This is a genomic window from Corynebacterium sphenisci DSM 44792 (assembly GCF_001941505.1).
In the GTDB taxonomy this organism is placed as follows: Bacteria; Actinomycetota; Actinomycetes; order Mycobacteriales; family Mycobacteriaceae; genus Corynebacterium; species Corynebacterium sphenisci.
On the sequence record NZ_CP009248.1, the window covers coordinates 1828260 to 1852777 of the forward strand.

The 24518-nt window shown below is 75.9% G+C and carries 24 protein-coding genes, 1 tRNA gene and 1 riboswitch; of the genes, 11 read left to right on the forward strand and 14 right to left on the reverse strand.

The window, feature by feature from the left end:
* Both CSPHI_RS08275 and CSPHI_RS08280 read right to left on the reverse strand, forming a co-directional pair.
* Complete coding sequence (locus CSPHI_RS08275; protein ID WP_075692438.1) at positions 1-855, reverse strand: anti-sigma factor; 855 nt, start codon at positions 853-855, stop codon at positions 1-3.
* The gene (locus tag CSPHI_RS08280) at positions 852-1454 is read right to left on the reverse strand and encodes a sigma-70 family RNA polymerase sigma factor (RefSeq protein ID WP_075692440.1); all 603 of its coding nucleotides are present in this window, start codon (positions 1452-1454) and stop codon (positions 852-854) included. The genes CSPHI_RS08275 and CSPHI_RS08280 overlap by 4 nt, the downstream gene beginning before the upstream one ends.
* Positions 1455-1845: 391 nt before the next feature.
* On the opposite strand from CSPHI_RS08280, the gene CSPHI_RS08285 reads away from it, so the two are divergent.
* Positions 1846-2508 carry a fasciclin domain-containing protein gene (locus CSPHI_RS08285; RefSeq protein ID WP_075692442.1) on the forward strand — a complete coding sequence of 221 codons (663 nt, stop codon included), beginning with the start codon at positions 1846-1848 and terminating at the stop codon, positions 2506-2508.
* 46 nt (positions 2509-2554) lie between these two features.
* Entirely contained in the window at positions 2555-3202 is a 648-nt protein-coding gene (locus CSPHI_RS08290) for a hypothetical protein (protein ID WP_157118519.1), read from the forward strand.
* 246 nt (positions 3203-3448) lie between these two features.
* On the opposite strand, the gene CSPHI_RS08295 is transcribed toward CSPHI_RS08290, so the two are convergent.
* Positions 3449-3523, reverse strand: a tRNA-Asn gene (locus CSPHI_RS08295).
* 145 nt (positions 3524-3668) lie between these two features.
* Positions 3669-3768: riboswitch (TPP riboswitch) on the forward strand.
* Here CSPHI_RS08295 and thiD point away from each other — a divergent pair.
* The 6 genes from thiD (at position 3760) to CSPHI_RS08325 (ending at position 9569) form a co-directional block, all read left to right on the forward strand.
* Positions 3760-5322, forward strand: coding sequence for a bifunctional hydroxymethylpyrimidine kinase/phosphomethylpyrimidine kinase (thiD, locus tag CSPHI_RS08300; RefSeq protein ID WP_084210325.1), 1563 nt, complete (start codon positions 3760-3762; stop codon positions 5320-5322). It overlaps the preceding riboswitch by 9 nt.
* 34 nt (positions 5323-5356) lie before the next feature.
* Complete coding sequence (locus CSPHI_RS08305; protein WP_075692445.1) at positions 5357-6520, forward strand: S-(hydroxymethyl)mycothiol dehydrogenase; 1164 nt, start codon at positions 5357-5359, stop codon at positions 6518-6520.
* Complete coding sequence (locus CSPHI_RS08310; RefSeq protein ID WP_075692447.1) at positions 6517-7179, forward strand: MBL fold metallo-hydrolase; 663 nt, start codon at positions 6517-6519, stop codon at positions 7177-7179. Before CSPHI_RS08305 ends, CSPHI_RS08310 begins: the two co-directional genes overlap by 4 nt.
* A gap of 289 nt (positions 7180-7468) precedes the next feature.
* Complete coding sequence (locus CSPHI_RS08315) at positions 7469-7828, forward strand: GntR family transcriptional regulator (protein WP_075692449.1); 360 nt, start codon at positions 7469-7471, stop codon at positions 7826-7828.
* On the forward strand, positions 7825-8706 hold the full coding sequence (locus tag CSPHI_RS12240; RefSeq protein ID WP_084210326.1) for an AAA family ATPase: 882 nt from the start codon (positions 7825-7827) through the stop codon (positions 8704-8706). Before CSPHI_RS08315 ends, CSPHI_RS12240 begins: the two co-directional genes overlap by 4 nt.
* Positions 8707-8885: 179 nt before the next feature.
* The gene (locus tag CSPHI_RS08325) at positions 8886-9569 is read left to right on the forward strand and encodes a hypothetical protein (protein ID WP_075692451.1); all 684 of its coding nucleotides are present in this window, start codon (positions 8886-8888) and stop codon (positions 9567-9569) included.
* Between the two features lie 19 nt (positions 9570-9588).
* Here the strand turns inward: CSPHI_RS08325 and dnaG are convergent, their stop codons facing one another.
* Positions 9589-11517 (reverse strand): DNA primase, encoded by a 1929-nt coding sequence (gene dnaG, locus CSPHI_RS08330; protein WP_084210327.1) that lies wholly within the window; start codon positions 11515-11517, stop codon positions 9589-9591.
* 65 nt (positions 11518-11582) lie between these two features.
* On the opposite strand from dnaG, the gene CSPHI_RS08335 reads away from it, so the two are divergent.
* Positions 11583-12077 carry a guanyl-specific ribonuclease gene (locus CSPHI_RS08335; RefSeq protein WP_075692455.1) on the forward strand — a complete coding sequence of 165 codons (495 nt, stop codon included), beginning with the start codon at positions 11583-11585 and terminating at the stop codon, positions 12075-12077.
* A gap of 33 nt (positions 12078-12110) precedes the next feature.
* Here CSPHI_RS08335 and CSPHI_RS08340 read toward each other — a convergent pair whose 3' ends face one another.
* Positions 12111-13433 (reverse strand): deoxyguanosinetriphosphate triphosphohydrolase, encoded by a 1323-nt coding sequence (locus CSPHI_RS08340; RefSeq protein WP_075692457.1) that lies wholly within the window; start codon positions 13431-13433, stop codon positions 12111-12113.
* 72 nt (positions 13434-13505) lie between these two features.
* Between CSPHI_RS08340 and CSPHI_RS12245 the strand changes: the two genes are divergently transcribed.
* Entirely contained in the window at positions 13506-15566 is a 2061-nt protein-coding gene (locus CSPHI_RS12245; RefSeq protein WP_075692459.1) for a TPM domain-containing protein, read from the forward strand.
* A 39-nt stretch (positions 15567-15605) separates the two neighbouring features.
* Here the strand turns inward: CSPHI_RS12245 and CSPHI_RS08350 are convergent, their stop codons facing one another.
* The 3 genes from CSPHI_RS08350 to CSPHI_RS08360 all read right to left on the reverse strand — a co-directional run bounded on the left by CSPHI_RS08350 (position 15606) and on the right by CSPHI_RS08360 (position 18204).
* Positions 15606-16031 carry a hypothetical protein gene (locus tag CSPHI_RS08350; RefSeq protein ID WP_075692461.1) on the reverse strand — a complete coding sequence of 142 codons (426 nt, stop codon included), beginning with the start codon at positions 16029-16031 and terminating at the stop codon, positions 15606-15608.
* 5 nt (positions 16032-16036) lie between these two features.
* Positions 16037-16756 (reverse strand): hypothetical protein, encoded by a 720-nt coding sequence (locus CSPHI_RS08355; protein ID WP_157118520.1) that lies wholly within the window; start codon positions 16754-16756, stop codon positions 16037-16039.
* Positions 16757-16818: 62 nt separating this feature from the next.
* Positions 16819-18204: a glycine--tRNA ligase gene (locus tag CSPHI_RS08360; protein WP_075692463.1), complete on the reverse strand. Its 1386-nt coding sequence runs from the start codon at positions 18202-18204 to the stop codon at positions 16819-16821.
* Between the two features lie 211 nt (positions 18205-18415).
* On the opposite strand from CSPHI_RS08360, the gene CSPHI_RS08365 reads away from it, so the two are divergent.
* Positions 18416-18868, forward strand: coding sequence for a Fur family transcriptional regulator (locus CSPHI_RS08365; RefSeq protein ID WP_281248675.1), 453 nt, complete (start codon positions 18416-18418; stop codon positions 18866-18868).
* Here the strand turns inward: CSPHI_RS08365 and CSPHI_RS08370 are convergent.
* The 6 genes from CSPHI_RS08370 to CSPHI_RS08395 form a co-directional block, all read right to left on the reverse strand.
* Complete coding sequence (locus CSPHI_RS08370; RefSeq protein WP_075693912.1) at positions 18865-19575, reverse strand: isoprenyl transferase; 711 nt, start codon at positions 19573-19575, stop codon at positions 18865-18867. The genes CSPHI_RS08365 and CSPHI_RS08370 overlap by 4 nt on opposite strands.
* Positions 19576-19651: 76 nt before the next feature.
* Positions 19652-20461, reverse strand: coding sequence for a DNA repair protein RecO (gene recO / locus CSPHI_RS08375; RefSeq protein ID WP_075692464.1), 810 nt, complete (start codon positions 20459-20461; stop codon positions 19652-19654).
* Between the two features lie 16 nt (positions 20462-20477).
* Positions 20478-21476, reverse strand: a complete 999-nt coding sequence (era, locus tag CSPHI_RS08380; protein WP_084210329.1) for a GTPase Era — start codon at positions 21474-21476, stop codon at positions 20478-20480.
* On the reverse strand, positions 21473-22882 hold the full coding sequence (locus CSPHI_RS08385; protein ID WP_425429720.1) for a hemolysin family protein: 1410 nt from the start codon (positions 22880-22882) through the stop codon (positions 21473-21475). The genes era and CSPHI_RS08385 overlap by 4 nt, the downstream gene beginning before the upstream one ends.
* Entirely contained in the window at positions 22879-23460 is a 582-nt protein-coding gene (gene ybeY, locus CSPHI_RS08390) for an rRNA maturation RNase YbeY (RefSeq protein ID WP_075692468.1), read from the reverse strand. Before ybeY ends, CSPHI_RS08385 begins: the two co-directional genes overlap by 4 nt.
* A complete protein-coding gene (locus CSPHI_RS08395) occupies positions 23457-24488 on the reverse strand; it encodes a PhoH family protein (protein WP_075692470.1) in 1032 nt (343 codons plus the stop codon). Before CSPHI_RS08395 ends, ybeY begins: the two co-directional genes overlap by 4 nt.
* Between the last annotated feature and the right edge of the window lie 30 nt (positions 24489-24518).

A 24518-nucleotide genomic window follows, 5' to 3' on the forward strand; every position in this document is an offset into this window, starting at 1 on the left:
TCAGTTCAGGGGTAGCTCCACGATCGGCGTCGATGGCCGCTCCGACCCGCCGGCCGGCTCCATGCTGATCAACAGCCCGCGGGCGCCGGCGATCCCGGTGATCTCCGCGGTCATCTCCGGGGTGACCTCGTCGGCCTCCATCACCCCGCGGGAATGGCTGCCCGAGGCGTCGCGCACCCACATCTGGTAGGCGCTGCCCGCCGGCGGCGGGGGCACGTCGGTCAGGCGCACCACCGCGGCGTCGGAGCCGGCGGCGTACTCCACCCGCACGGTGCCGCCGGCGACCTCCGCCTCGGCGACGATCCGGCCCGGGTCGGCCTCCCCGGCGACCCCGGGGCGATCCGGGCCGGCGGCGTCCTCGCCGAGGCGCTCGGCGAGCACGCCGAGGCCGAGTCCGCCGAGCAGCAGCGCCCCGGCGACGACGACCGCCGCCCGGCGCCGCCGGCCGCGCCCGCCCGGGTGACCCGCCGCGTCGGCGGCCCCGGGCCCGGGGCGCTCCGCGCGGTCCACGCCGCCACCCCCGGCACCCCCGTCGGCGGCGGCGGGGCCGGCGGCGCCGGCGGCGCCGGCGCGGCCACCCCCGTCGGCGGCGGCGGGGGCGCGTCCGGTGACGGCGGCGAGCACCCGGGGCCGCAGCCGCGGCGGCGGGGCCGCGGCGACCGCGGCGGCGAGATCCGCGGCGACCTCCCGGAAACCGGCGAGCAGGCGCCGGAACTCGGGGTCGGCGCGCAGGGCGTCGACGTGGCCGGCATCGGCGGCGTCGACGGCGTCGAGCGCCGCCAGGGCCGCCCAACCGGCCAGGTCACGGGAATCGCCGTGGTCGTCGAACAGGTCATGTGCGTCCGAAGCGGTCATGCGCCCAGGCACCTCCTCATCGCGACCATGCCGTCCCGGACCCGGGACTTCACCGCCGATACCCCGATACTCAGGCGCGTCGCGATCTGCGACTGCGTCAACCCCCGGAAATAGGCCAGCTCCAGCACCTCGCGCTGACGCGCGGTGAGCTGCTCCAGGCACCAGGCCACGGTCCCCCGCTCCTCCGCGCGCAGCAGGCCCGCGTCGGCCGGGTCGTCGGCGACGATCGCCGCGTCGAGCTGCGCGGCGCGGTCCGCGCGACGGCGCCCGGCCTCGATCGCGCGCACCGCGTCGACGGCCCTCCGGTGCGCGATGGCCAGCAGCCAGCCGGCCACCGAACCGCGGCCGTCGCGGAAGCCCGCGGCGGAGTCCCACACCGACAGCCAGGTGTCCTGGGCGACGTCCTCCGCCAGGGCGGGGTCGCCGACGACGCGCAGCGCCATCCCGTACACGCGGGATCCGTAGAGGTCGTAGAGGCGGGCGAAGGCGGCGCGGTCGCCGGCGGCGACCTCGTGGACGAGCTCCGCGGCGCCGGCGTCATCGGGACGCGCCGGGGCTGCGGGATTCGGGCCCGGGGGCTCGGGGGAAAACGGGGGCACTGGGCTCCTGGGGATAGCACCGGGCCGGGGCCCCGACCCGGCGAGTCCGGGACGGCGGCCGGCGGAGGGCGCCGGCGCCACGGGGCGGGATCGCCCCGGGGCACGGCGCCGTCCGGGGCGCGGTGCGGTCGAGCGTAGCCGGTGCCCGCACCCGGCCCACCCCCGGCGCCGCCCGGGGCCGGGCGGATCCGGTCCCCGAGGCGACCTCGATCGATAAAGGTGATGTATCCATTTTTTTGACAAACCCATCCCTCGGGGCGTCGGCTCCGAACACCCTGTGACGATGGCGCCCGGCGACGGGTTCCCTCGGATATGCCGCGACCCCGACTCGGGGCCGCACCGCACGACCCCCACGGCCGGGGCACCCCGGCCGGAACACAGGAGACACCCCATGAAGATCACCCGACGCCCCCTCACCGCCGCCGCGCTCGTCGCCGCCGCCCTCACCATGGGCGCCTGCGCCACCGACGGCGACGGCGCCGAGGAGACCACCGCGGCCTCCACCGCGACCTCCACCATGACCGGCTCCGAGTCGGAGTCCGCCGACGCCGGCGCCGACGGCTCCGGCCCCGCCGGCCCCGGCTGCGCCGCCTACGCCGAGGCCCACCCGGACGGCCCGGCCTCGCTCGGCGTCATCGCCGACCAGAACATCGTCGAGGCGGTGCCGAACATCCCCGAGCTGTCCACGCTCACCGCGGCGCTCACCGGCGGGCTCAACCCGGACGTGAACCTGGTCGCCACCCTCGAGGGCGGCGAGTGGACCATCTTCGCGCCCACCGACGAGGCCTTCGCCAAGGTCGACGACGCGACCATCGAGAAGCTCAAGACCGACGCGGACCTGCTCTCCGCCGTGCTCACCTACCACGTGGTCGACGGCCAGGCCGGCCTGGACATGGTCGACGGCGAGCACGTCACCGTGCAGGGCGAGAAGGTCACCGTGACCATCGACGGCGAGGAGATGACCGTCAACGACGCGAACATCGCCTGCGGCGGCATCACCACCGCCAACGCCACCGTGTACCTCATCGACACGGTCCTGCTGCCCCCCATGTAGTCCCGGACCGACCAGCCCAGCACCACCGAACCTAAGGATCACCCCCATGCGCACCATCGCACGCATCACCACCGCCGTCGTCGGCGCCGCCGGCGCCACGGCGCTGCTCGGAGCCGGCCTCGCCGGCGCCGCCGAGGGCCTGCCCGGCCTCGACGGCCTGCCCGAGCTGCCCGACATGGGCTCCGGCTCCGCCGAGCTGCCCGAGCTGCCCGACATGGGCTCCGGCTCCGCCGAGCTGCCCGGCGACGCGGACGGGGCCGGCGACGCCGGTTCCGCCGACATCGCCGGCATGCTCTCCGATCTGGACGTCTCCGGGCCCGTCGACGGCCTCGACGTCGCCGGCGCGCTGCCCGGCACCGAGGTCCACCGCGGGGCGGCGCACGCCGCCGCCGACGACGCCATCGCCCTCGGCATCGCCGCCGGCGGCGGCGTCGCCGAGGCCCATGCGGCCAACACCTCCGGCCCGGCGGCGATCGCCGTCGGCGAGGGCGCCGAGGCGCATGTGCACGGGGTCTCCCCCGGCCTCGCCATCGGCATCGCCGGCCCGGACAGCGCCGCGCACGTGCCCGGCGATGAGCCGGCCACCTGCTCCGGCCAGGCCGCCTTCGCCGGCGACTTCCAGACCCTCACCGGATGCGTCGCCGCCGGCGGGACCATGACGCCGATCGACATCACCCCGGACGCCGGCCGCTAACCGCCGGCACCGCACCCGCCGCCCCGGCGGCGCGGCCGCCGGCCGGGGCGCAGGGTGCCTCCGCCCCCGGCCGGCGCCCCCGCCGCCGGGACCGCCGGGCCGCCGACGCCGCCCGGGCACCGCATGGTGCCCGGGCGGCGTCGCCGTGCCGGGGCGCCCGTCCCCCCCCAGTCCGGCCGCGGCACGGGCGCTTCCGGCCCCCGACAGCGCAGCAGGCCAGGGCGGATCCGCCCTGGCCTGCTTCTTTGGCTCCCCCAACTGGATTCGAACCAGTAACCCTTCGATTAACAGTCGAATGCTCTGCCGTTGAGCTATGGGGGAATGGCGTCGCCGCGGGACGGTGCCCGCGCAACGGATGATCACTCTACCGAGCCCCCGACGACGGGACAAATCCGCAGTTCACACGGGGTTCCCGGCCCCGGCGGAGGCGGCGGCGGCCACCGGGGGGCGGGGGATCGCTATGGTGGGCTGCGACACGGGGTGCCCGGGAGCGGCCCGGGCTGAGAACACACCCGTCGAACTTGATCCGGTTAGCACCGGCGAAAGGATGGTCATCCATGACTGCACCCATGCCCGACGACGCCCGCGGCGCCGCCCCGGCGAGCCCCACCGCGGACATCTCCGCCCCCGCCCCCGGCCGGGTGGCCGGCCGCCCCCCGCGGGTGCTGTCCATCGCGGGCACCGATCCCACCGGCGGCGCCGGGGTGCACGCCGATCTCAAGGCCTTCGCCGCCTGCGGGGCCTACGGCATGGCCGCGGTGACCGTGCTGGTGGCGCAGAACACCGTCGGCGTGCGGGACCTGCACGTGCCCCCGGCGGCCTTCCTCCGCGCCCAGCTGGACGCGGTCTCCGACGACGTCGCCGTCGACGCGGTGAAGCTGGGCATGCTCTACTCCGCGGAGCTCATCGGCGTGGTCTCCGACTGGCTGGCCGAGGTCGACCCCCCGGTGGTGGTGCTGGACCCGGTGATGGTGGCCACCTCCGGGGACCGGCTGCTCGACGCCGCGGCGGAGCGGGCCCTCGCCGGGCTGCTCGACCGGGTGCACCTGGTCACCCCGAACGTGCCGGAGCTGGCGGTGCTCGCCGGCGCGGAGCCGGCCGGGGACTCCGCGGGCCTGCTCGAGCAGGCCCGCGCGGTCGCCGCCCGGCATGACGTGGCGGTGCTGGCCAAGGGCGGGCACCTGCCCGGGGCGGAGGTGCTCGACGCCCTGGTCTCCCCGGACGGGTCGGTCGCCGAATTCACCGCCGCCCGGGTGGACACCACCTGCACCCACGGCACCGGCTGCTCCCTCTCCGCGGCGATCGCGGCGCTGTGGCCGCGCACCGGGGACCCGGCCGCGGCGGTGCGGCGGGCGAAGCGCTGGCTGACCGAGTCCCTGACGCACGCCGATGAGCTGGCGGTGGGCCGCGGGCACGGGCCGGTGCACCATTTCGCCGGGATGTGGGCGCGCGGCCTGGAGCCGACCCGGCCGCTGGACCTGATGGACTCCTGGTGGGCGGGGATCGCCGGTATCCGGGAGGCCATCGACGAACTGCCCTTCCTCCACGGCCTGGCCGCCGGGGATCTCGCGGCGGAGGACTTCGGCTGGTACCTGGCCCAGGACGCGCTGTACCTCAACGGCTACGCCCGGGCCCTGGCGGCCACCGCGGCGAAGGCGCCCACCCAGGCCGAGCAGATGTTCTGGGCGCGCAGCGCCCATGACGCGATCGCGGTGGAGATGGACCTGCACCGCTCCTTCATCGGGGAGGCCGCCGGGGCGGCGGCCCCGGAGCCCTCGGCGGTGACCCGCGCCTACGTGGACCACCTCCTCGCCGCGGCGGTGCACGGCACCTACGGGGAGGCGGTGGCCGCGGTGCTGCCCTGCTTCTGGCTCTACCAGGACACCGGCTCCCGGCTGGTCGACCGCGCCCACGAGGGGCACCCCTACCGGGAGTGGCTGGAGACCTACGCGGACGAGGAGTTCGCGGACGCCACCCGGGAGGCGATCCGGATCTGCGCGGAGGCCGCGGCGGCGGCGACCCCCGCGGAGCGGGCCGCGATGGAGACCGCCTTCCGGCTCTCCTCCCGGCATGAGCTCGAGTTCTTCGCCGAGCCGGTGCGCCGGCACGACCGCGGCTGAGCGGCGCGCGGCCGCGGGGATTAGGGTCGATGATATGAACACAAAACCCGAGTCCCCGCTCCCCGCGCCCGAGCGCGGGGACGGCTCGCGCATCGTGCGCGGCATCATCGCCCGGGCCAAGGGCGCCCCGGTGGAGTCCGTCGAGGTGGTGGTGCCCGCCCCGGGCCCCCATGACGTGGTGGTGCGGGTGGACGCCTGCGGCGTCTGCCACACCGACCTCGCCTACCGCGACGGCGACATCGACGACTCCTTCCCCTTCCTGCTCGGCCACGAGGCCGCCGGGGTGGTCGCCGAAATCGGCGAGGCCGTCGAACATGTCGCGGTCGGCGATTTCGTGGTGCTCAACTGGCGGGCGGTGTGCGGCGAATGCCGCGCCTGCCGCCGCGGCGAGCCGAAGTACTGCTTCGACACGCACAACGCCTCGAAGCCGATGACCCTCGCCGACGGCACCGTGCTGGAGCCCGCCCTGGGCATCGGCGCCTTCTGCGAGGCCACCCTGGTCCACGAGGGCCAGTGCACCAAGGTCGACCCGGAGGCGGATCCGGCGGTGGCCGGGCTGCTCGGCTGCGGGATGATGGCCGGCATCGGCGCGGCGATCCACACCGGCGCAGTCGCCCGCGGCGAATCGGTGGCCGTGATCGGCTGCGGCGGGGTGGGCACCGCCGCCATCGCCGGGGCCCGGCTCGCCGGGGCCACCCGGATCATCGCGGTGGACATCGACGACACCAAGCTCGACACCGCCCGCCGCTTCGGCGCCACCGACACCGTGAACTCCCGGGAGCTCGCCGACGGGCGCACCGGGGAGGAGGACCCGGTGGTGGCCCGGATCCGGGAGCTCACCGGCGGATTCGGCGCCGATGTGGTGATCGACGCGGTGGGCCGGCCGGAGACCTACCGGCAGGCCTTCTACGCCCGGGATCTCGCCGGCCGGGTGGTGCTGGTGGGCGTGCCCGCCCCGGAGGCCCGCCTGGACCTGCCGCTGGCGGACGTGTTCGCCCGCGGCGGGTCGCTGAAGTCCTCCTGGTACGGCGACTGCCTGCCCGAGCACGATTTCCCGATGCTGGTGGACCTCTCCCGGCAGGGCCGGCTGCCCCTGGCCGACTTCGTCACCGAGCGGATCGGCCTGGACGGGGTGGAGGACGCCTTCGCCGCGATGCGCGACGGCGGGGTGCTGCGATCGGTGGTGGTGAACCGATGAGCGGCGAGGCCACCGGCGGGATCCGCCGGCAGGGCGATCTGCGGATCGACCATGTGGAGACCTCCGGCGTCTTCGCCCTCGACGGGGGCGAATGGGAGGTGGACAACAACATCTGGCTGCTCGGCGACGACGCCGAGTGCATCATCGTCGACGCCGCCCATGACGCGGCGCCGATCCTCGACGCGGTCGACGGCCGGCGGGTGCGCGCCATCGTGTGCACGCATGCGCACAACGACCACATCACCGTCGCCCCGGAGCTCTCCGAGAAGCTCGACGCGCCGATGCTGGTGCACCCCGGCGACCAGATGCTCTGGGAGCAGACCTGGCCGGGCGTGGCGCACGGGGACCTGGCGCACGGGCAGCGCCTGGGGATCGCCGGCACCGAGGTCGTCGTGATCAACACCCCGGGCCACTCCCCGGGGTCCTGCTGCCTGTACGTGCCCGAGGCCGCGGAGCTGTTCAGCGGGGACACCCTGTTCTCCGGCGGGCCCGGCGCCACCGGGCGCAGCTACTCGGACTTCGACACCATCATCGACTCGATCCGGGACAACCTGCTCACCCTGCCCGCGGAGACCGTGGTGCGCACCGGGCACGGCGACCACACCACGATCGGCGCCGAGGCGCCCCATCTGGAGGAGTGGATCCGCCGGGGCTACTGAGCCCGCGCCACCCCTCCCCCGCCGCCCGGCGCGCCCCGGGCACCGGCCCCGAGCGGCCCCGCGGCATCCGCGGCGGTCGCCGGGGCCGCGGGGGATCCGCGCCCGCCGCCGCCCCGCGCACCCCCAGATGGGACGGGTGCGCGGGTTTCCCCCGTGTACCCCTTGTCCGGCCGGGGCGGGCGCCCCTATAGTTCACCACATAGGTGGTTAACCCATTAACTGGGATGCTGCCGACGTCATCCGGCCGCGGCAGGCGCGGCCGGGCCGACCCACCGGAAGGAGGCCGCCGATGGGCGACCCCCGCCCCATCTACCGGCGGATCGCCGCGGAACTGCGCGGGCACATCGGCTCCGGGGCGCTGCCGGAGGGGCAGCGGGCCCCGTCCACCAACGAGCTCTCCGCCTACCACGGCGTCAACCCGACCACCTCCGGCCGGGCCCTGGCCGAACTCGCCGCCGAGGGCCTGCTGGAGAAGCGCCGCGGGCTGGGCATGTTCGTCGTCGCCGGCGCCCGGAAGGCGGTGCTCGCCGAACGACGCGCCCGCTTCGCCGCCGACTTCCTCGCCCCGATGCTCGCCGAGGCCCGGGCCCTGGGCATCGACTCCGCCGAACTCGACCGGCTGATCGCCGCGGAAAGGACCACCCCATGAGCGACACCCCCACCACCGGCGCCGCCGCCGCGGACCCGGTGCTCGAGGAGGCCGCGGTCACCCGCGGCGGCCGGGCCATCCTCGCCCCGGTGCGACTGCGCCTGGGCCCCGGGGTGCACGGCGTGATCGGCGCCAACGGCGCCGGCAAGACCACCCTGCTGCGGCTGCTCGCCGGGCACCTGCGCGATGACGCGGGCCGCCGGCTGGCCGCGGACACCGCCCTGGGCCGGGTGGCCCATGACGTGCACCCCGCCGGCCGGGACGTCCGCGCCCACCTCGACCTCGCCGGAATCGGCCACCCCGGCCTGGATCGGCGGCTGGCCCTGGCGATCCTCGCCGACGCCGGGGTCGAGGAGCGCAGTCGCACCGCCCGGCTCAGCAACGGCCAGCGCCAGCTGCTCTCCGCGGCCGTGGCCCTGGCCTCCGGAGCGGCCACGGTGCTGCTCGACGAGCCCTTCAACGGCCTCGACGCGGCCACCCGGCGGGGACTGCGGGAGCGGATCATCGCCGTGCTCGCCGACCGGCCCGGGCTGCGCCTGGTGCTCACCTCGCACCGCGCCGAGGACCTCGCCGGCCTGGTCGACGACCTCATCGTGGTCGCCGGCGGCCGGGTGCACCCGCCCATCGCGCTGGACGACGCCCGGGACCGGTACCCGGTGCTCGCCGGGCCGGCCGACGCCGTGGCGGCCCTCGCCGGGGGCCGGCCCCGGGTGGCCACCCGCCGAATCGGCGGGATCGCGGAGGCCACCCTGGCCGCGCCGCTGGACGCGGCGGCCCGCGCCCGCGCCGCCGGGCTCGGCGTGACCCTGACCCCGCTCGACGACAACGCGCTCATCGACGCCATGGCGATGCACGCCCCCGCCGGGGCGACCCCGTGATGCCCCCCGCCGTCCGCTCCCCCTGGCCTGGCGCGCTCGTCCCACTCGCGCCGCCGACCGTCCCCGGCGCCGCGGCGACCCCTCACCCCGCCGCCGGGATCGACCCCTGAGCCGCCGCCCGCCGCGTCCCCGCCCCACCCGTCCCACATGACCGCCGGCCCCCGCCCGAAAGGACCCCGATGCTCCCCGCCTTCCTCCACCCCGTGCGCCGCGGCTTCGCCGCCGGCGCCGCCGTCCTCGCCGCCCTGGTCCTCCTCGCCCCGTTGGCCGACCAGGACGGCTTCGGCTGGTACTTCGCCGCCATCGCCGGCATGGTGCCGCTCTTCGGCTGGGCCGCCGGCGGCGCCGTGCCCGCCCGCGCCGCCGACGTGCCCGCCCGCACCTGGCTGGCCGGCCTCGGCCTCGCCGCCGGCGCGCTCTCCGCCGGCCTCGCCGCGCTCTGCTGGGCGGGCACCCTGCTCCTCTGGCGGGCCGACCCGCCGGACGCCCGGTTCAGCTCCTTCGTGATCACCGTCGGCGAGCGGATGCTCACCGACACCTCCGGCCGGCCCCACCTCGCCGCCGGATCGGAGACCACCGCGCTGACCTGGGCGGGCACCTACCTGGTGTTCGCGGCGCTCTTCCTCTGCACCGCGGTGGCCGGCGCCGCGCTCGGCGCGGTGCGCGCCGCCTGGGGCGCCCCGGCGCTGGCGGGGCTGCTACTGGCCGTCTTCGCCGCCTGGCTGGGCTCGCTGTGGCTGGCCCTGTCCACGGACCTGCCCGGCATCCGCGCGCCCTGGCCGGGGGTGTTCCTCTTCACCATCCCGATCGGGGTGATCGCCGCGGCGCTGCTGGTGCGCGCGGTGACCCGGATCGAGCCCTGAGCCCGCCGCCGGGGGCGGGCTATTCCGCGGCCGGGCCGCGCAGCGCCTCGGCGAGCAGCTCCCGGCGGTACTCCTCCAGGCCGATCAGATCCTCGAACAGGCGCCGGTAGCCGGCCTCGTCATCACCGGGCCGCATCCGCTGCAGGGTCCCCTTGACCTGGGCGATCTGCTGGCCCACCCACACCTCCTGCAGCCGGGCGAGCACCGAGGCGGCGTAGCCGGCCAGGGCCGGCGGATCGACGTGGATCTCCTCCACGCCCAGCTCGGTGACCAGCCCGCGCACCACCTCATCGGCGGCCGCAGCGGCGAGATCGGCGACCCACCCGGCGCCGCCGCCGTCGGCGGGGATCCCGCCGGCGGCGGCCACCGCGTCGAACACCGCCCGGTAGGCCGGGTGCGTGAACACCTCCGGGTCCAGCTCGGAGAACACCGGGCCCAGCGCCGCCGGCTCCTGCACCGCCAGCTTCAGCGCCTCCCGCTGCACATGCAGCCGCGGATCCCGCGGATCCGGCCGCGGTGTCGTCGGCGGGCCCGCCGCGACGCGGCGGCGCTCCTCCGCGGCGGCGGCCTCCGCCAGCCGGCGCCGGCGCCGCTCGCCGGGATCGGCCTTCCGCGGCGCCCGGGCCTCCTCGCGCACCCGGCGCACCAGCTCCGCCTCGTCATTCCAGCCGATCCAGCCGGCGACCTCCCGGGCGTACTCGTCGCGCAGCGCCGATTCGCGCACCTGGGCCAGCACCGGGACCACCCGGTTCAGCGCCGCGACCCGGCCGTTGGCGGTGTCCAGGTCGAAATCCGCGAGCAGGGTGCGCAGCACGAACTCCACCATCGGGGTGCGCGTGGCGACCAGGTCCCGCAGCGCCGCATCGCCCTTGGCCAGCCGCAGATCGCAGGGGTCCGCCCCGGCGGGGGCCACCGCCACGTAGGACTGCCCGGTGAACTGCTGCTCCCCGGCGAAGGCGCGCAGCGCCGCCTTCTGCCCGGCCTCGTCGCCGTCGAAGGTGTAGATGAGCTCCCCGCGGAAGAAGCTGTCGTCGAGCATCAGCCGGCGCAGCAGCTGCAGATGCTCCTCGCCGAAGGCGGTGCCGCAGGCGGCCACCGCGGTGGTCTCCCCCGCGGCGTGCATCGCCATCACGTCGGTGTAGCCCTCCACGATCACCGCCCGGTGCGATTCCGCGATGGCGCGCTTGGCCAGATCCAGGCCGAAGAGCACCTTCGACTTCTTGTACAGCATCGTCTCCGGGGTGTTCATGTACTTGCCCAGCTGATCGTCGTCGAAGAGCTTGCGCGCCCCGAAGCCGATCACGTCGCCGGCCATGTTCCGGATCGGCCACAGCAGCCGCCGGTGGAAGCGGTCGATGGGGCCCTTGCGACCCATCTTCGCCAGGCCCGCCTTCTCCAGCTCCGCGAACTCGAAGCCCAGCCGCTGCAGATGCCGGGTCAGGGTGTCCCAGCCGGCGGGGGCGTAGCCGCAGCCGAAGGCGCGGGCGTGCTCGGCGGTGAAGCCCCGGTCGGCGAGGAAGTCCCGGGCCACCGCCGCCTCCGGGGTCCCCAGCCGCTCGGCGTAGAACTTCTGCGCCTCCCGGTTCGCCGCGACCAGCCGCTGCCGGGTGCCCGGCTCCTCGCGGCGGCCGGTGCCGCCGCCCTCGTAGTTGATCCGGTAGCCGATCCGCTCCGCGCAGGCCTCCACCGCCTCCGGGAAGCTCAGGTGCTCCATCTCCATGAGGAAGCTGAACACGTCCCCGCCCTTGCCCGTGGAGAAGCAGTGGTAGTAGCCGTGGTTGGGCCGGACGTGGAAGCTGGGGGTGCGCTCGTCCTTGAAGGGGCTCAGGCCCTTGAGCGAATCCGCCCCACCCGGTTTGAGCTGCACGTACTCGCCGACGACCTCCTCCAGCGGGGTGTTCTCGCGGATCGCCGCGATATCGCTGTCCGGGATGCGTCCTCTGGCCATGGCCACCACATTAGCCCGCCCGCCCCGGCCCCCACCCGGGTGAAGGGCCGTGGCAGGATACCCCCATGAGCAACCGCCCCGCGCCGCGCCGGAAGACCCTCGCCGCCCTCGCCGTGGCCGTGCTCGCCGCCGCCGCGGGCTGGGCGGGGCTGGGCCCCGGCGCCGGGGAGGCCGCCGGGCCGGCCCGGCCCGCCGGCGGGGCCGGGCCCGCGGCCCCCGGGGCGCCGGACCCGGCGCGGGCGGCGGCCGCCGACTACGGGCGGACCTGCCCGGTGGCCACCCTGCCGGCCGAGGCCGATGAGGTGATCGAGGCCATCCTGCGGGATCCGGCGCGCCTGGACCCGCGCCACGACGGGGCGCACTTCGGCAACTACGAGGGCCGGCTGCCGCGGCGCGGCGGCTCCTACTACCGGGAGTACACCGTGGACACCCCGGGGGTGGGCCACCGCGGGGCCCGCCGGATAGTGGTCGGCGGCGGCACCGCCGCCGACCCCGACGTGTGGTACTACACCCCCGACCACTACGACAGCTTCTGCGCCATCCCCGACGCCGAGGAATGAGCCCGCCGACGGGGTGCGACGCGGGCCGGCGCCTCAGGCCCGGGCCGCGGAGACGTCGGCGATCCGCCGGTCCAGCCGCTCCACCCGGGACTCGGTCATCGAGGCGACGTGGTCGACCACCGCGCGCAGCCGGCCGGCGTCGTCCTCGGCGTGCTCGTACAGCCAGCGCGGCATCGGATCCAGCGCCGCCGGGCCGGCCTCCAGCAGGTAGCCGGCCACCCGGTGCAGCCGCTCCCGGTCCCGGGCCTGCCGGCGCAGGTGCCGGGGCTGGTCCATCACGTAGAGCACCGCGATCGCCTTGAGGATGGTCACCTCCGCCACGATCGGCGCCGGCACCGCCAGATCCGCGGCGTAGCGGCCCAGCGGCCCCGGTCCGCCGAGCCGCCGGGTCTCCGCCACCGAGGCGGTGACGAAGCGGCCCACCAGCTCCGAGGTCATCCGCTTCAGCGCGGTGGCCGCCGCCGGGGTGCCGCCGCCCTCCGCGGCGGCGCACACCACCGGCAGCGAGGCCAGCCTGCCGGCGGCCTCCACCAGCTCCGCCGGGTCCCCGCCGAAGGCCCGGGAGCCCTTGTCCGCCAGGGCGGCCAGCTCCACGGTGTCCCAGAGCACCCCCAGGTCCACCCGGCCGGAGACGATCCCGTCCTCCACGTCGTGCACCGAGTAGGCCACGTCATCGGACCAGTCCATGATCTGCGCCTCCAGGCAGCGCCGGCCCGCCGGGGCGCCGCGGCGCACCCAGTCCAGCAGGCCGGCGTCCTCCGGGTAGGCGCCGTACTTCCCCCGCCGCCCGGGCGCCCCGTCCGGCCCCGGCGGCGGGGTCGGCCCGCCCGGGGAGGTCGGCGTCCACGGGTACTTGCAGGCCGCGTCCAGGGCCGCCCGGGTGAGGTTCAGCCCCGCCGGGGCGCCGTCCGGGCCGAGCACCTTCGGCTCCAGCCGGACCAGGATCCGCAGGGTCTGCGCATTGCCCTCGAAACCGCCGCAGCCGGCGGCGATCTCGTCGAGGGCGCGTTCCCCGTTGTGCCCGTAGGGCGGGTGCCCGATGTCATGGGTGAGCCCCGCCAGCTCCGCGAGATCCGGGTCCGCGCCGAGCTCCTCGGCGATGCCCCGGGAGATCTGGGCGACCTCCAGGGAGTGGGTGAGCCGGGTGCGCGGGATATCGCCCTCCCCGGGGCCGACCACCTGGGTCTTGTCCGCCAGCCGGCGCAGCGCCGCGGAATGCAGCACCCGGGCCCGGTCCCGGGCGAAGGCGCTGCGCCGCATCGGCGCCGGCGGCGCCCCCGCCGGCAGCGAGCCCTTCGCCGGCTCCTCGATCCTCCGCTCGACGTCCGCGGCACCGTACTCGTATCCCCTGGCCATGGCGCCCATCATGCCCCGGCCCGGTGGGGCGGCGCATGAGGCGCGGCCGCGGATGCGCCTATCCTGTAGGGCATGATCATCCCCGCGCACCGCCCCGACCGACCCCGCCGCGGCCGCCGCCTGGCCGCCGCCCTCGCCTGCGGGGCGGCGCTCGCCCTGCCGGTGGCCGGCCTGGCCGGCCTCGCCGCCGCCCCGCCGGCGGTGGCCGAGGCGCCCCGGCAGAGCCCGGAGCCGCTGGTCGACGATGCCGGGGTGCTGCCCGCCGGCGAGGCCCGGCGGATCGCGGACCGGCTCACCGCGGTGCAGGCGGACACCGGCACCAAGCTCTACGTGATCTTCGTGCGCTCCTTCGACGGGATGGGCGCCGAGCGGTGGGCCGCCGAGGCGCTCACCGCCCAGGGCGGGGCGGACAACATGGCGGTGGCCGCGATCGCGGTGGAGGACCGCCTGATCGGCACCTACGCGGGCCCGGACGCCTCGGTGACCGGGCCGGAGCTCAACGAGGCGGTCCGCGATGTGCTCGCCGGCTCCGGTGCGAACCCGGACTGGGCGGCGGCGGCCGATGCGGCCGTCGACGCCGCCGCCGGCGGCGGCGGAATCGGCGCCGGGGTGGCCCTGGGCGGGCTCGCCGCCGCCGGGGCGATCGGCGGCGGTGCGGTGGCCTGGAGCAGCCGGCGGCGCAAGCGCCGGCTGGCCGGGGAGCTCGCCGCGGCCCGCGGGATCCGCCCCGGCGACGTCGCCGCCCTGGACGCCCAGTCCACCGAGGTGCTGCGGGGCCTCGCCGCCGAGGAGCTGACCTCCACCGACCAGTCGGTGCGCACCGCCGCCGATGAGCTGGAGCTGGCCCGCGCCGAATTCGGCGCGGAGCGGGTGGCCGATCTGGAGCGCGCCCTGGCGCATTCCCGGTCCACCCTGGACCGGGCCTTCCGGCTGCACGAGTCGCTGTCCGGGGCGGAGCTGGACGAGGCCACCCGCCGGGCCACCCTGCTGGAGATCATCTCCACCTGCGGCAGCGCCGACGAGGCCCTGGACGCCCGGGCCGCGGACTACCGGGAGATGCGCACCCAGCTGATGAACGCCGGGGGCGCCCTGGACGAGCTCACCCGCCGGTGCATCGACGCGCGCACCCGGATGGAGTCCGCCCGGGCCACCCTGGCCGCGCTGCGCGAACGCCATCCCGCGGAGACGCTGGCCTCCGTGAACGACAACGTGGACATCGCCGCGGCGCATATCGCGGAGGCGGAGCAGGCGGTGGGCCGGGCCCGGCCGATGCTGACGCTGCCCGCCGGGGAGCAGGGCGGGATCGTCGACGCCATCCACGACGCCCAGGTGTCCCTGGCCCAGGTGGACCGGCTGCTGGAGGCGGTGGAGCACGCCGACGCCCGGATCGCCCAGGCCGGCCGGGGCCTGCCCGCCCTGATCGACGAGGTCGCCGCGGAGGTCGAGGAGGGCCGCCGGCTGCTCGACGCCGGCGCCCTGGGCCTGGACGCGCCGGCGCTGTCCGAGGCCATGGCGGAGGGCTCCGCCGCGGTGGACGCCGCCCGCGCCGGCGGCGACTCCGATCCGCTGGGCGCGTGGACCCGGCTCACCGAGGCCGACGCGGCCCTGGACGAGCAGCTCGACTCCGCCCGGGACGCCGCGGACCGGCACCGGCGCACCACCGCCACCCTGGGCAACGCGATCCGGGAGGCGCGGACCCGGGTGGATGCGGCGCAGGCGCTGATCGGCACCCGCGGCCGGATCGTGGGCGGCGACGCCCGGGCGCTGCTGCACGAGGCGCAGCGGCTGCTGGACTCCGCCGTCTCCGGGGCGGCGGCCATCGACGCCGGGCGGGTGCCCGCCGGGGAGGAGCTGGTGTGGCCGCGGCGGGCCATCGGCCAGGCCCGGGAGGCCTCGAAGAAGGCCCGGGACGCCGAGCAGCGGGCCCGCCGGGACATCGAGGAGCACCGGGAGCGCACCGCCTACCGGGGCGGGGGCGGCGGCGGCAGCTTCATCGCCGGCGCCATCCTGGGCTCCATGATGGGCGGCGGCGGGGGCGGCGGCTTCGGCGGCGGCGGCTTCGGCGGCGGATTCGGCGGGGGCGGCGGCTTCGGCGGCGGCGGCGGGTTCACCGGCGGCTCCAGCGGCTTCTGAGCCCGGCGCCGCCCCGCCCGGGCGGGGCGGCGCCGTGGCCTAGCCGCGCAGCCGGCCCGGCCCGTCCAGGTGCGCGCAGAGGAGCGCGGCGATGATGAGCGACTCCCGGTCCAGGCCGGGATCGGCCGCGGCCGGCTCGGCGAGGTCCAGGGTGATCCCGCCGGGGCCGGCGACGCTGCGCAGCGCGGGCCCGGCCCCGTCAGCGCGGGAGATCAGCCGGGTGAACCGGCCCAGCCCGGCGCCCCGGGGCGCCCGGCGCAGCAGAAGGCGCCCGGCGGGGGCGTCGACCCGGACATCGGAGAGCAGCAGCCGGGCCGGGCGGGCGGTCCAGCGCCGGCCGTCGGGGGCGGTGACCGCCACCGACCCGCCGCGGGGCCGGGCGGCCCAGCCGGCGCCGACCCGGGCACCGGCGGCGTCGCGCAGCACCCCGCCGGCGACGGTCCACGGCAGCGGATGGCCCTCCACGGCGGCTAGAGCATCCAGATGTACGCCAGGTAGGCGATGAGCAGCAGCAGCACCAGGGTGAGCACCCAGGTGGTGGAGACCATCCGGGCCTCCAGCACCCGGCGGGCCACCCAGGACAGGAAGATCTTGCGCTCCTCCGGCAGCGCCCGGCCGGCGGGGGTGTCGTACTGGATCTCCGCCCGGCGCACCCCATGCGAGGCCCCGGTGAACTGGCCGAGCTTGCCCCCGGCGGCGTCCTCGATGACGTAATGCTGCTGGGATTCGCAGAGGATCACCAGCGGCTCCCCGGCGCCCTCGCCGAAGTCCACGGTGATCCGCTTGGCCCGGCTGAACCGGGGCTTGTCCGCGGCCTCGGCGACGAAGGCCCGGCCATCGGGCAGGGTGGCGTCCAGCCGGCCGTCGGCGGCCCGCAGCGCCCAGGCCCCCTCGGCGGTGGCGATGGACTCCTCCCCGCCGACCCGGGCGTATTCGGCGACCTCCCGGTCCTCGGCGAGGATCGGGGCGACGGCGCGCCCGCCGGAGCCGCGCCGCTCGCCCAGCGACCAGGACTGCCAGGTCACCACGGTGCCGTCGTCGAGGCGGGTGCTGTGCGCCCCGGGATCGGCCTCCGCGGGCGCGGGGGCCGCGGTGGGTTCCGCGGGCCGCGCCGCGCCGGTGGCGTCGGCCTCGGCGGCCGGCTCCGGCCGCCGCGGGTCCCCGCCGGGGGTGCTGGCTGTGCTGCTCATCTGGGTGACTCCCTCGTCCTCGTGGCCGATGCGGTGCGCCGCGGGCGGCGCCGGTTGGCCGGTCAGCAGCCCACCAGGCGGGCCGCCAGGTGGGCCTCCAGCTCGTCGATGCGGACCCGCTCCTGCTCCATGGTGTCACGATCGCGCACGGTGACCGCGTCATCCTCGAGGGTGTCGAAGTCCACGGTGACGCACAGCGGGGTGCCGATCTCGTCCTGGCGGCGGTAGCGGCGCCCGATCGCGCCGGTGATGTCGTAGTCGACGTTCCAGTGCCGGCGCAGCCGGGCGGCGATGTCCTCGGCCACCGGGGTGAGCGTGTCCTTCTTGGACAGCGGCAGCACCGCCACCTTCACCGGGGACAGCCGCGGGTCCAGCTTGAGCACGGTGCGGGTGTCGGTGCCGCCCTTGGCATTGGGCACCTCCTCCTCGGCGTAGGCGTCGCAGAGGAAGGCCATCAGCGCACGGGTCAGCCCGAAGGAGGGCTCGATCACGTAGGGCACGTACTTCTCCCCGGTGACCTGGTCGTGGTAGCGCAGATCCTCCCCGGAGTGCTCGATATGGCAGCCCAGGTCGTAATCGGTGCGGTTGGCCACGCCCATCAGCTCGCCCCATTCGCCGCCGGTGAAGCCGAAGCGGTACTCGAAGTCGATGGTGCGCGCCGAGTAGTGCGCGCGCTCATCGGCGGGCACGTCGAACTGGCGGATGTTCTCCGGGTCGATGCCCAGGTCCAGGAACCAGTCCCAGCAGGCCTGCACCCACTCGTCGAACTTGGCGGGGGCGTCCTCGGGGGCGACGAAGTACTCGATCTCCATCTGCTCGAACTCGCGGGTGCGGAAGATGAAGTTGCCCGGGGTGATCTCGTTGCGGAAGGCCTTGCCGGTCTGCCCGATGCCGAAGGGCGGCTTCATCCGGGCGGTGGTCATCACGTTCTTGAAGTTGACGAAGATGCCCTGCGCGGTCTCCGGGCGCATGTAGTGCAGCCCCTCCTCGTTGTCCACCGGGCCGAGGTAGGTCTTCATCAGCCCGGAGAACAACTGCGGCTCGGTCCACTTGCCGGGCTGGCCGGTCTCCGGATCGGGCACATCGGCCAGGCCGTTGGCCGGGGGGTGGCCGTGCTTGGCCTCGTAGGCCTCCAGCAGGTGGTCGGCGCGGTAGCGCTTATGCGTGTGCAGCGACTCCACCAGCGGGTCGGTGAAGGTCTCCACGTGCCCGGAGGCCTGCCACACCTGCCGGGGCAGCACGATCGAGGAGTCCAGGCCGACCACGTCGGCGCGGCCGGTGACGAAGGTGCGCCACCACTGCCGCTTGATGTTCTCCTTCAGCTCCACCCCGAGCGGACCGTAGTCCCAGGCGGACCGGGTGCCGCCGTAGATCTCGCCGCAGGGGTAGACGAACCCCCTGCGCTTGCACAGGTTCGCGACGGTGTCGACGATCGACTTGGGCGCCATTGCCTCAGCTTGCTCCTTGGTCGGGGGCGGACTGCTCGAATACCCCGACCACTCTAGCCACGGGCGGCGCCGGCGGCGCCATCGGCCCGGCCGGGTGCCCCGGGGCGCCGGGCGGGCGCACCCGCGGCGGGGCCCGCGCCCCGCGCGCCCGGCCCCCGATCCGCGCGCGCCGGGTATCCTCGGCGGCGAACGCGAAGGAAGGTGAGTGCCAGTGGCGGTGCAGAGGCCCGGCGGTTCCGCCGCGGGCGCGGCCCGGCGGATCGGGGTGCGCACGACGAAGCAGCGCACCGCGGTGGTGGAGGTGCTCCAGGATCGGGACAACTTCCTCTCCGCGCGCCAGATCCACCGCGAGCTCGGCGACCGGGGCTTCAGCGTGGGCCTGACCACCGTCTACCGCACCCTGCAGTCCCTGGTCGACGCGGACGCCGCCGATGTGCTGCACACCGAGGCCGGGGAGGCGGTGTACCGGCTGTGCTCCGATGAGCACCACCACCATCTGCTGTGCACCGCCTGCGGGGCCACCGTGGAGATCGGCGGCGGCCCGGTGGAGCGGTGGGCCGCCGAACTCGCCGAGGCGCACGGCTACCTGATGACCGGGCATTCCGCGGAGATCTTCGGCCTGTGCGCGCGGTGCCGGCGCTCCGCGGAGGCCGGCTCGGCCTAGCGCACCCCGCCGAAGCGGCGGTCCCGGCCGGCGTACTCCACCACCGCGGCGCGCAGATCCTCGCGCCGGAAGTCGGGGAAGAGCTTGTCCTGGAAGACCAGCTCCGCGTAGGCGGACTGCCAGGGCAGGAAGTTGGAGGTGCGCCGCTCCCCGGAGGGGCGCAGGAACAGGTCCACGTCCGGCATCCCCGGCTCGTCGAGGAACCCGGCGAAGGTCGCCTCGTCGATGTCCTCGGGGCGCAGCCGGCCCTCCCGGGCGGCGGCGGCCACCGCCCGGGCGGCGTCGACGATCTCGGCGCGGCCGCCGTAGTTGACGCACATGTACAGGGTCATCCGGGTGTTGCCGGCGGTCTGCCGCTCCGCGGTCTCCAGCTCCCGGATCACCGAGCGCCACAGCCGGGGCCGCCGGCCCGCCCAGCGCACCCGCACCCCCTTGGCGTCGAGGTCGTCGCGGCGCCGGCGCAGCACGTCCCGGTTGAAGCCCATCAGGAAGCGCACCTCCTCGGCGGAGCGGCGCCAGTTCTCCGTGGAGAAGGCGTAGGCGGACAGGTGCGCCACGCCCATCTCCAGGCAGGCGTCCACGCAGTCCATGAGCACCGCCTCGCCGCGGCGGTGGCCCTCGGTGCGCTTCAGGCCCCGCTCGGTGGCCCAGCGCCCGTTGCCGTCCATCACCAGGGCGATGTGCCGGGGCACGAACTCCGCCGGCACCGGCGGGTTCGCCGGCGCGGCGTGGTCGTAGGGGTCGAAGGGGGCGTCCGCGGGGCTCGTCTGGCTCACCCCACCATCATGCCGGATCGGCCGGCGGCCCCGGCGTACGCGGCGCCGCGGCGGGGCCGTCCTCGCCCCAGCGGGCCTCCACCAGCGCCAGCGCGCCCACCCGGCGGCCGATGTGGTACTGCAGATGCGCCGCGGCCAGGCCCCGGGCGGCGGCGGCGAGCTGGCCGAAGCCGGGGCGGGCCGCGGCGGCGGCCACCGCGGCGGCGTCGCCGTGCCGCAGCCACCACATCAGCCGCAGCACCTCGGTCGGCGGGGTCGCCGCCCCCGGCGGCCGGCAGCGCACGCACACCGCGCCGCCGGCGGCGGGGCTGAAGGCGTGGTGCGGGCCCGCCCGGCCGCACTGGGCGCAGTCGAACAGGCTGGGGTCCCAGCCGGCGGCGGCCATCGCGCGCAGCAGATGCGCGGTGAGCGCCAGCCCGGGATCGGCCCCGGGCTCGGCGAGCCGGGCCAGGGTGGCCCGGGTGAGCTCCCACAGCGCCGGATTGGGCGCCGCCTCCTCCGAGATCAGCCGCTCGGCGGCCTCCAGGGCGGCGCAGGCGCAGGTGTAGCGGGCGTAGTCGGCGACGATCGGCGCCGCCCAGGTGGCCACGGTGTCCGCCCCGGTGACCGTGTGCAGCCCCCGGCCGGGGTGGATCTGCACGTCCACGTCCACGAAGGGGCTCATCCGGGAGCCGAAGCGGGACTTCGCCCGGCGCACCCCCTTGGCCACGGCGCGCACGATCCCGTGGTCCCGGGTGAGCAGCACGATGATCCGGTCGGCCTCGCCGAGGTCGTGGTGGCGCACCACCAGGGCGCGGTCCCGGTACGGTTCGGCCATCGCCGCCGCGCGCCGGCTAGAAGCCCAGCCGGCCCAGGGCCTTCGGATCGGACTGCCAGTCCGGCAGCACCTTGATCCGCAGGTCCAGGTACACGTTCGTGCCGAGCAGCTCGATGATCCCGGCCCGGGCCCGGCGCACCGTGCCGCGCAGCCGGCGGCCGTCCCGGCCCTCCAGGATGCGCCGCTGGCCGAGGCGCTCCACGTAGATCACGGCGTGCACGTCGGTGACCCCCTCCCGGGTCGCCCCGGGCAGCACCTCGTCGATCTGCACCGCCACCGAATGCGGCAGCTCATCGCGCAGCCCGCCGAGCGCGGCCTCCCGGATGAGCTCCGCCATCCGGGTGTCCCGGTCCTCGTCGGTGACGTGCCCGGCCGGGTAGTACTTCGGGCCCTCCGGCAGCAGCGAGGTGATCACCTCCACCAGGGTGTCCAGGTTCTCCCCGGTGCGCGCGGACACCGGCACCACCTCGGCGGCGCCGCCGAGCAGCTCATGCAGCGCCACCAGCTGGGCGGCGACCCGGTCCCGGCCCACCGCGTCGGTTTTGGTGACCACCCCGAGCAGGGTGGTGCCGGGGGCCTCGGCGCGCACCGCGTCGAGGATCCAGCGGTCCCCGGGGCCGATCTTCTCGTCGGCGGGCACCGCCAGGGCGATGAGGTCCACGTCCGCGTAGGCCTCGTGCACCATGTCGTTGAGCCGCTCCCCGAGCAGTTTGCGGGGCTTGTGCAGCCCGGGGGTGTCCACCACCACGATCTGGGCCAGGGGCCGGTGCACCACCCCGCGCACCGCGTGCCGGGTGGTCTCCGGCTGGTCCGCGGTGATCGCGATCCGCTCCCCCACCAGGGCGTTGGTGAGGGTGGATTTGCCGGTGTTGGGCCGGCCCACGATGGAGACGAACCCGGAGCGGTGCCCCTCCGGGGCGGTGAAGTCCGCCGGTTCGGCGATCAGGTGGTCGTATTCGCCGGGCGGGCCGGCGGGGTCCGCCGGGGCCTGGGGCCGATCCTCGGGGCCGCTCATCGGCGGTCCTCCTTTCCGCGCCGGGTGGCGCCGTCATCGCCCATCGTGGCACCCGGAGCCTCCGGGGCGCCAGCCGGCGGCGCCGCCGGCTCGGCCGCCGCGGCGGCCGGGTCCTGCTCCGCCGGGCGCACCACCACGGTGTCCACCCGCACCCGGCCGCGGCGGTCCTCCCCGCCCTCGGCGACCAGGCGCAGCCCGGCGGCCTCCACCTCGGAGCCGGGCAGCGGCACCCGGCCCAGCCGGTAGGCGAGCAGCCCGGAGACGGTGTCCACCTCGTCGAGGATCTCCTCCTCGAACTCCACCTCCCGGCCGGTTTCCGCGTAGAGCTCCACCAGCTCGTTGAGGCCCAGCCGGGCGACCACCCGGAAGCGGCCGGGGCCCAGCTCCTCCACGGGGGCGACCTCGGCGACGTCGTACTCGTCGGCGATTTCGCCGACGATCTCCTCCAGGATGTCCTCGATGGAGGTCAGCCCCGCCACCCCGCCGTACTCGTCGATCAGGATGGCGATGTGCACCCGGGTGCGCTGCATCTGGTCGAGCAGCTGATCCAGGGGCTTGGAGTCCGGCACGAACAGCGGCTCGCGCATGATCTCGCGCACCGGCGGGGCCGGCCGGCCGGTGGTGCGCGGGGCGTGCAGCACCAGGTCCTTGAGGTAGACCACGCCGACGACGTCATCGGCGTCCTCGCCGAGCACCGGGATCCGGGAATGCCCGGAGCGCACGCACAGGGTGGTCGCCTGGTCGCCGTTCTTGGAGTCCTCGATCCACACCATCTCCGGCCGGGGCACCATCACCGCCCGCGCCGGGGTGGAGGCGAGGTCGAACACGGACTGGATCATGCGCCGCTCGTCGACCTGCACGATGCCGCGCTCCTGGGCGATGTCCACCATCTCGCGCAGCTCCACCTCGGTGGAGAAGGGCCCGTCCCGGAAACCACCGCCGGGGGTGATCACGTTGCCGAGCCGGATGAGCAGCTTCTCCACCGGGCCGAGCAGCCGCAGCAGCGCGTTGAGCACCACCGCCGAGCCCAGGGCCAGGGTGTAGGGGTTGCGCCGGCCCAGGGTGCGGGAGACCACGCCGAGCACCAGGAAGCCGAACAGGGTCATCCCGGCCACCGCGGCGACCACCGCCCAGCGCCGGTCCGGCAGGTACTCGATGCACAGCAGGGCCACCAGCACCGCGCCGCCGATTTCGCTGGCGGTGCGCAGCAGCACCAGCAGGTTGACCTGCCGGGCCCGGTTGTCCACCACCCGGAGCAGCGGCCGCGCCCCGGGCCGCTCCGCCCGGGCCATCTCCAGCACCCGGGCCCGGGACAGCGACTCCACCGCCATCTCCAGGCTGTTCGCCGCCGCCGCGAGCAGCAGCAGCGCCACCGCGCCGAGGATCATCCACAGCTGCGGGCTCACCGCGGGCCACCCCCGGCCCCGGGGCCGTCCCCGGGCTCGTCGAGGCGGGCCCGGTCCGCGGCGGAGGGGAAGGCCCCCGGGGTGAGCGGCTTGTCCGGGAAGTCCACCCCGCGGCGGTCGATGTCGTCGTACCAGTCGGCGAGCAGCCCGTTCTGCAGGGCGAACATGCGCCGCTCCTCGGCGGGCTCGACATGGTCGTAGCCGAGCAGGTGCAGCACCCCGTGCACGGTGAGCAGCACCAGCTCATGGGAGAGCGGATGCCCCGCCCGGGTGGCCTGGGCGCGGGCGAAGTCGGGGCACAGCACGATGTCGCCGAGCATCGCCGGGCCCGGTGCGGCGGCGTCCGGCCGGCCCGCGCCGGGGGTGAGCTCGTCCATCGGGAAGCTCATCACGTCGGTGGGCCCGGGCAGCTCCAGCCAGCGCAGGTGCAGGTCGGCGATGGTGTCCTCGTCGACGAGGTGGATGGACAGCTCCGCGGCGGGGTGCACGTCCATCCGGGACAGGGCGTAGCGGGCGACGTCGACGAGGGACTCCTCGTTGACGCCGGCCCCGGACTCGTTGAATACCTCGATGCTCATCGCGGGCTCCCGTCGGTGTCGTCCCCGCCGGGGCGCGCCGCCGCGGTGCGGCGGGCGTCGTCGCGGCCGTAGGCCTCCACGATCGCGGTGACCAGGCCATGGCGCACCACATCGGCCGCGCCCAGCTCCGGGAAGGCGATCCCGTCGATCCCGGCGAGGATCCGGCGGGCCGGCTCCAGCCCGGAGCGGCCCCGGCCGGGCAGGTCCACCTGGGTGTCGTCGCCGGTGATCACCATGGTGGAGCCGAAGCCCAGCCGGGTGAGGAACATCTTCATCTGGGCGGGGGTGGTGTTCTGCGCCTCGTCGAGGATGATGAAGGCGTTGTTCAGGGTGCGCCCGCGCATGTACGCCAGCGGGGCCACCTCGATCACCCCGGAGGACATCAGCCGGTCGATGAGCTCGGGGTCCATCATGTCGCGCAGCGCGTCATGCAGCGGCCGCAGGTAGGGGTCGATCTTCTCGGTGAGCGACCCGGGCAGGAAGCCCAGGTTCTCCCCGGCCTCCACCGCGGGCCGGGTGAGGATGATCCGCTCCACGGTCTTGTCCTGCAGCGCCTGCACCGCCTTGGCCATGGCCAGGTAGGTCTTGCCGGTGCCGGCGGGGCCGATGCCGAAGATCACGGTGGCCTCGTCGATGGCGTCGACGTAGGCCTTCTGGCCCAGGGTCTTCGGCCGGATGGTCCGCCCCCGGCGGGTGATGATGTCCGCGGCGAGCACGTCGGCGGCGCCGGGGATCTGCCGCTCCACCAGCTGCACCGCCCGGGTCACCGACTCCGGGGAGAGCTCGTGGCCGCGGCGGGCCATCGACTCCAGCTCCCGGAAGGCGCGCACCGCGCGGGTGACGTGCTCGGGGGCCCCGGTGAGGGTGACCCGGTTGCCGCGGGCGTGCACCCCGGCGGCGAGCAGGTCGTCGAGCCGGCGCAGGTTGCGGTCGGCGGGGCCGAGGATGGTCGCGGACAGCTCGGGGTCGAGGTCGACGATGGCCTGCGGCGCGGCGCCGCCGGCGGTCGCGGTGCTGGGTTCGCTCACGCGGTGGGGTCCCCTCCTCCTGTGTCGGGT

Bases quoted from the DNA above. Each gene is read 5' to 3' on its own strand.
- CSPHI_RS08275 (WP_075692438.1), bottom strand. From the start codon at position 855: ATGACCGCTTCGGACGCACATGACCTGTTCGACGACCACGGCGATTCC.
- CSPHI_RS08285 (WP_075692442.1), top strand. From the start codon at position 1,846: ATGAAGATCACCCGACGCCCCCTCACCGCCGCCGCGCTCGTCGCCGCC.
- CSPHI_RS08290 (WP_157118519.1), top strand. From the start codon at position 2,555: ATGCGCACCATCGCACGCATCACCACCGCCGTCGTCGGCGCCGCCGGC.
- thiD (WP_084210325.1), top strand. From the start codon at position 3,760: ATGACTGCACCCATGCCCGACGACGCCCGCGGCGCCGCCCCGGCGAGC.
- CSPHI_RS08305 (WP_075692445.1), top strand. From the start codon at position 5,357: ATGAACACAAAACCCGAGTCCCCGCTCCCCGCGCCCGAGCGCGGGGAC.
- CSPHI_RS08310 (WP_075692447.1), top strand. From the start codon at position 6,517: ATGAGCGGCGAGGCCACCGGCGGGATCCGCCGGCAGGGCGATCTGCGG.
- CSPHI_RS08315 (WP_075692449.1), top strand. From the start codon at position 7,469: ATGGGCGACCCCCGCCCCATCTACCGGCGGATCGCCGCGGAACTGCGC.
- CSPHI_RS12240 (WP_084210326.1), top strand. From the start codon at position 7,825: ATGAGCGACACCCCCACCACCGGCGCCGCCGCCGCGGACCCGGTGCTC.
- CSPHI_RS08325 (WP_075692451.1), top strand. From the start codon at position 8,886: ATGCTCCCCGCCTTCCTCCACCCCGTGCGCCGCGGCTTCGCCGCCGGC.
- dnaG (WP_084210327.1), bottom strand. From the start codon at position 11,517: ATGGCCAGAGGACGCATCCCGGACAGCGATATCGCGGCGATCCGCGAG.
- CSPHI_RS08335 (WP_075692455.1), top strand. From the start codon at position 11,583: ATGAGCAACCGCCCCGCGCCGCGCCGGAAGACCCTCGCCGCCCTCGCC.
- CSPHI_RS08340 (WP_075692457.1), bottom strand. From the start codon at position 13,433: ATGGCCAGGGGATACGAGTACGGTGCCGCGGACGTCGAGCGGAGGATC.
- CSPHI_RS12245 (WP_075692459.1), top strand. From the start codon at position 13,506: ATGATCATCCCCGCGCACCGCCCCGACCGACCCCGCCGCGGCCGCCGC.
- CSPHI_RS08355 (WP_157118520.1), bottom strand. From the start codon at position 16,756: ATGAGCAGCACAGCCAGCACCCCCGGCGGGGACCCGCGGCGGCCGGAG.
- CSPHI_RS08360 (WP_075692463.1), bottom strand. From the start codon at position 18,204: ATGGCGCCCAAGTCGATCGTCGACACCGTCGCGAACCTGTGCAAGCGC.
- recO (WP_075692464.1), bottom strand. From the start codon at position 20,461: ATGGCCGAACCGTACCGGGACCGCGCCCTGGTGGTGCGCCACCACGAC.
- era (WP_084210329.1), bottom strand. From the start codon at position 21,476: ATGAGCGGCCCCGAGGATCGGCCCCAGGCCCCGGCGGACCCCGCCGGC.
- ybeY (WP_075692468.1), bottom strand. From the start codon at position 23,460: ATGAGCATCGAGGTATTCAACGAGTCCGGGGCCGGCGTCAACGAGGAG.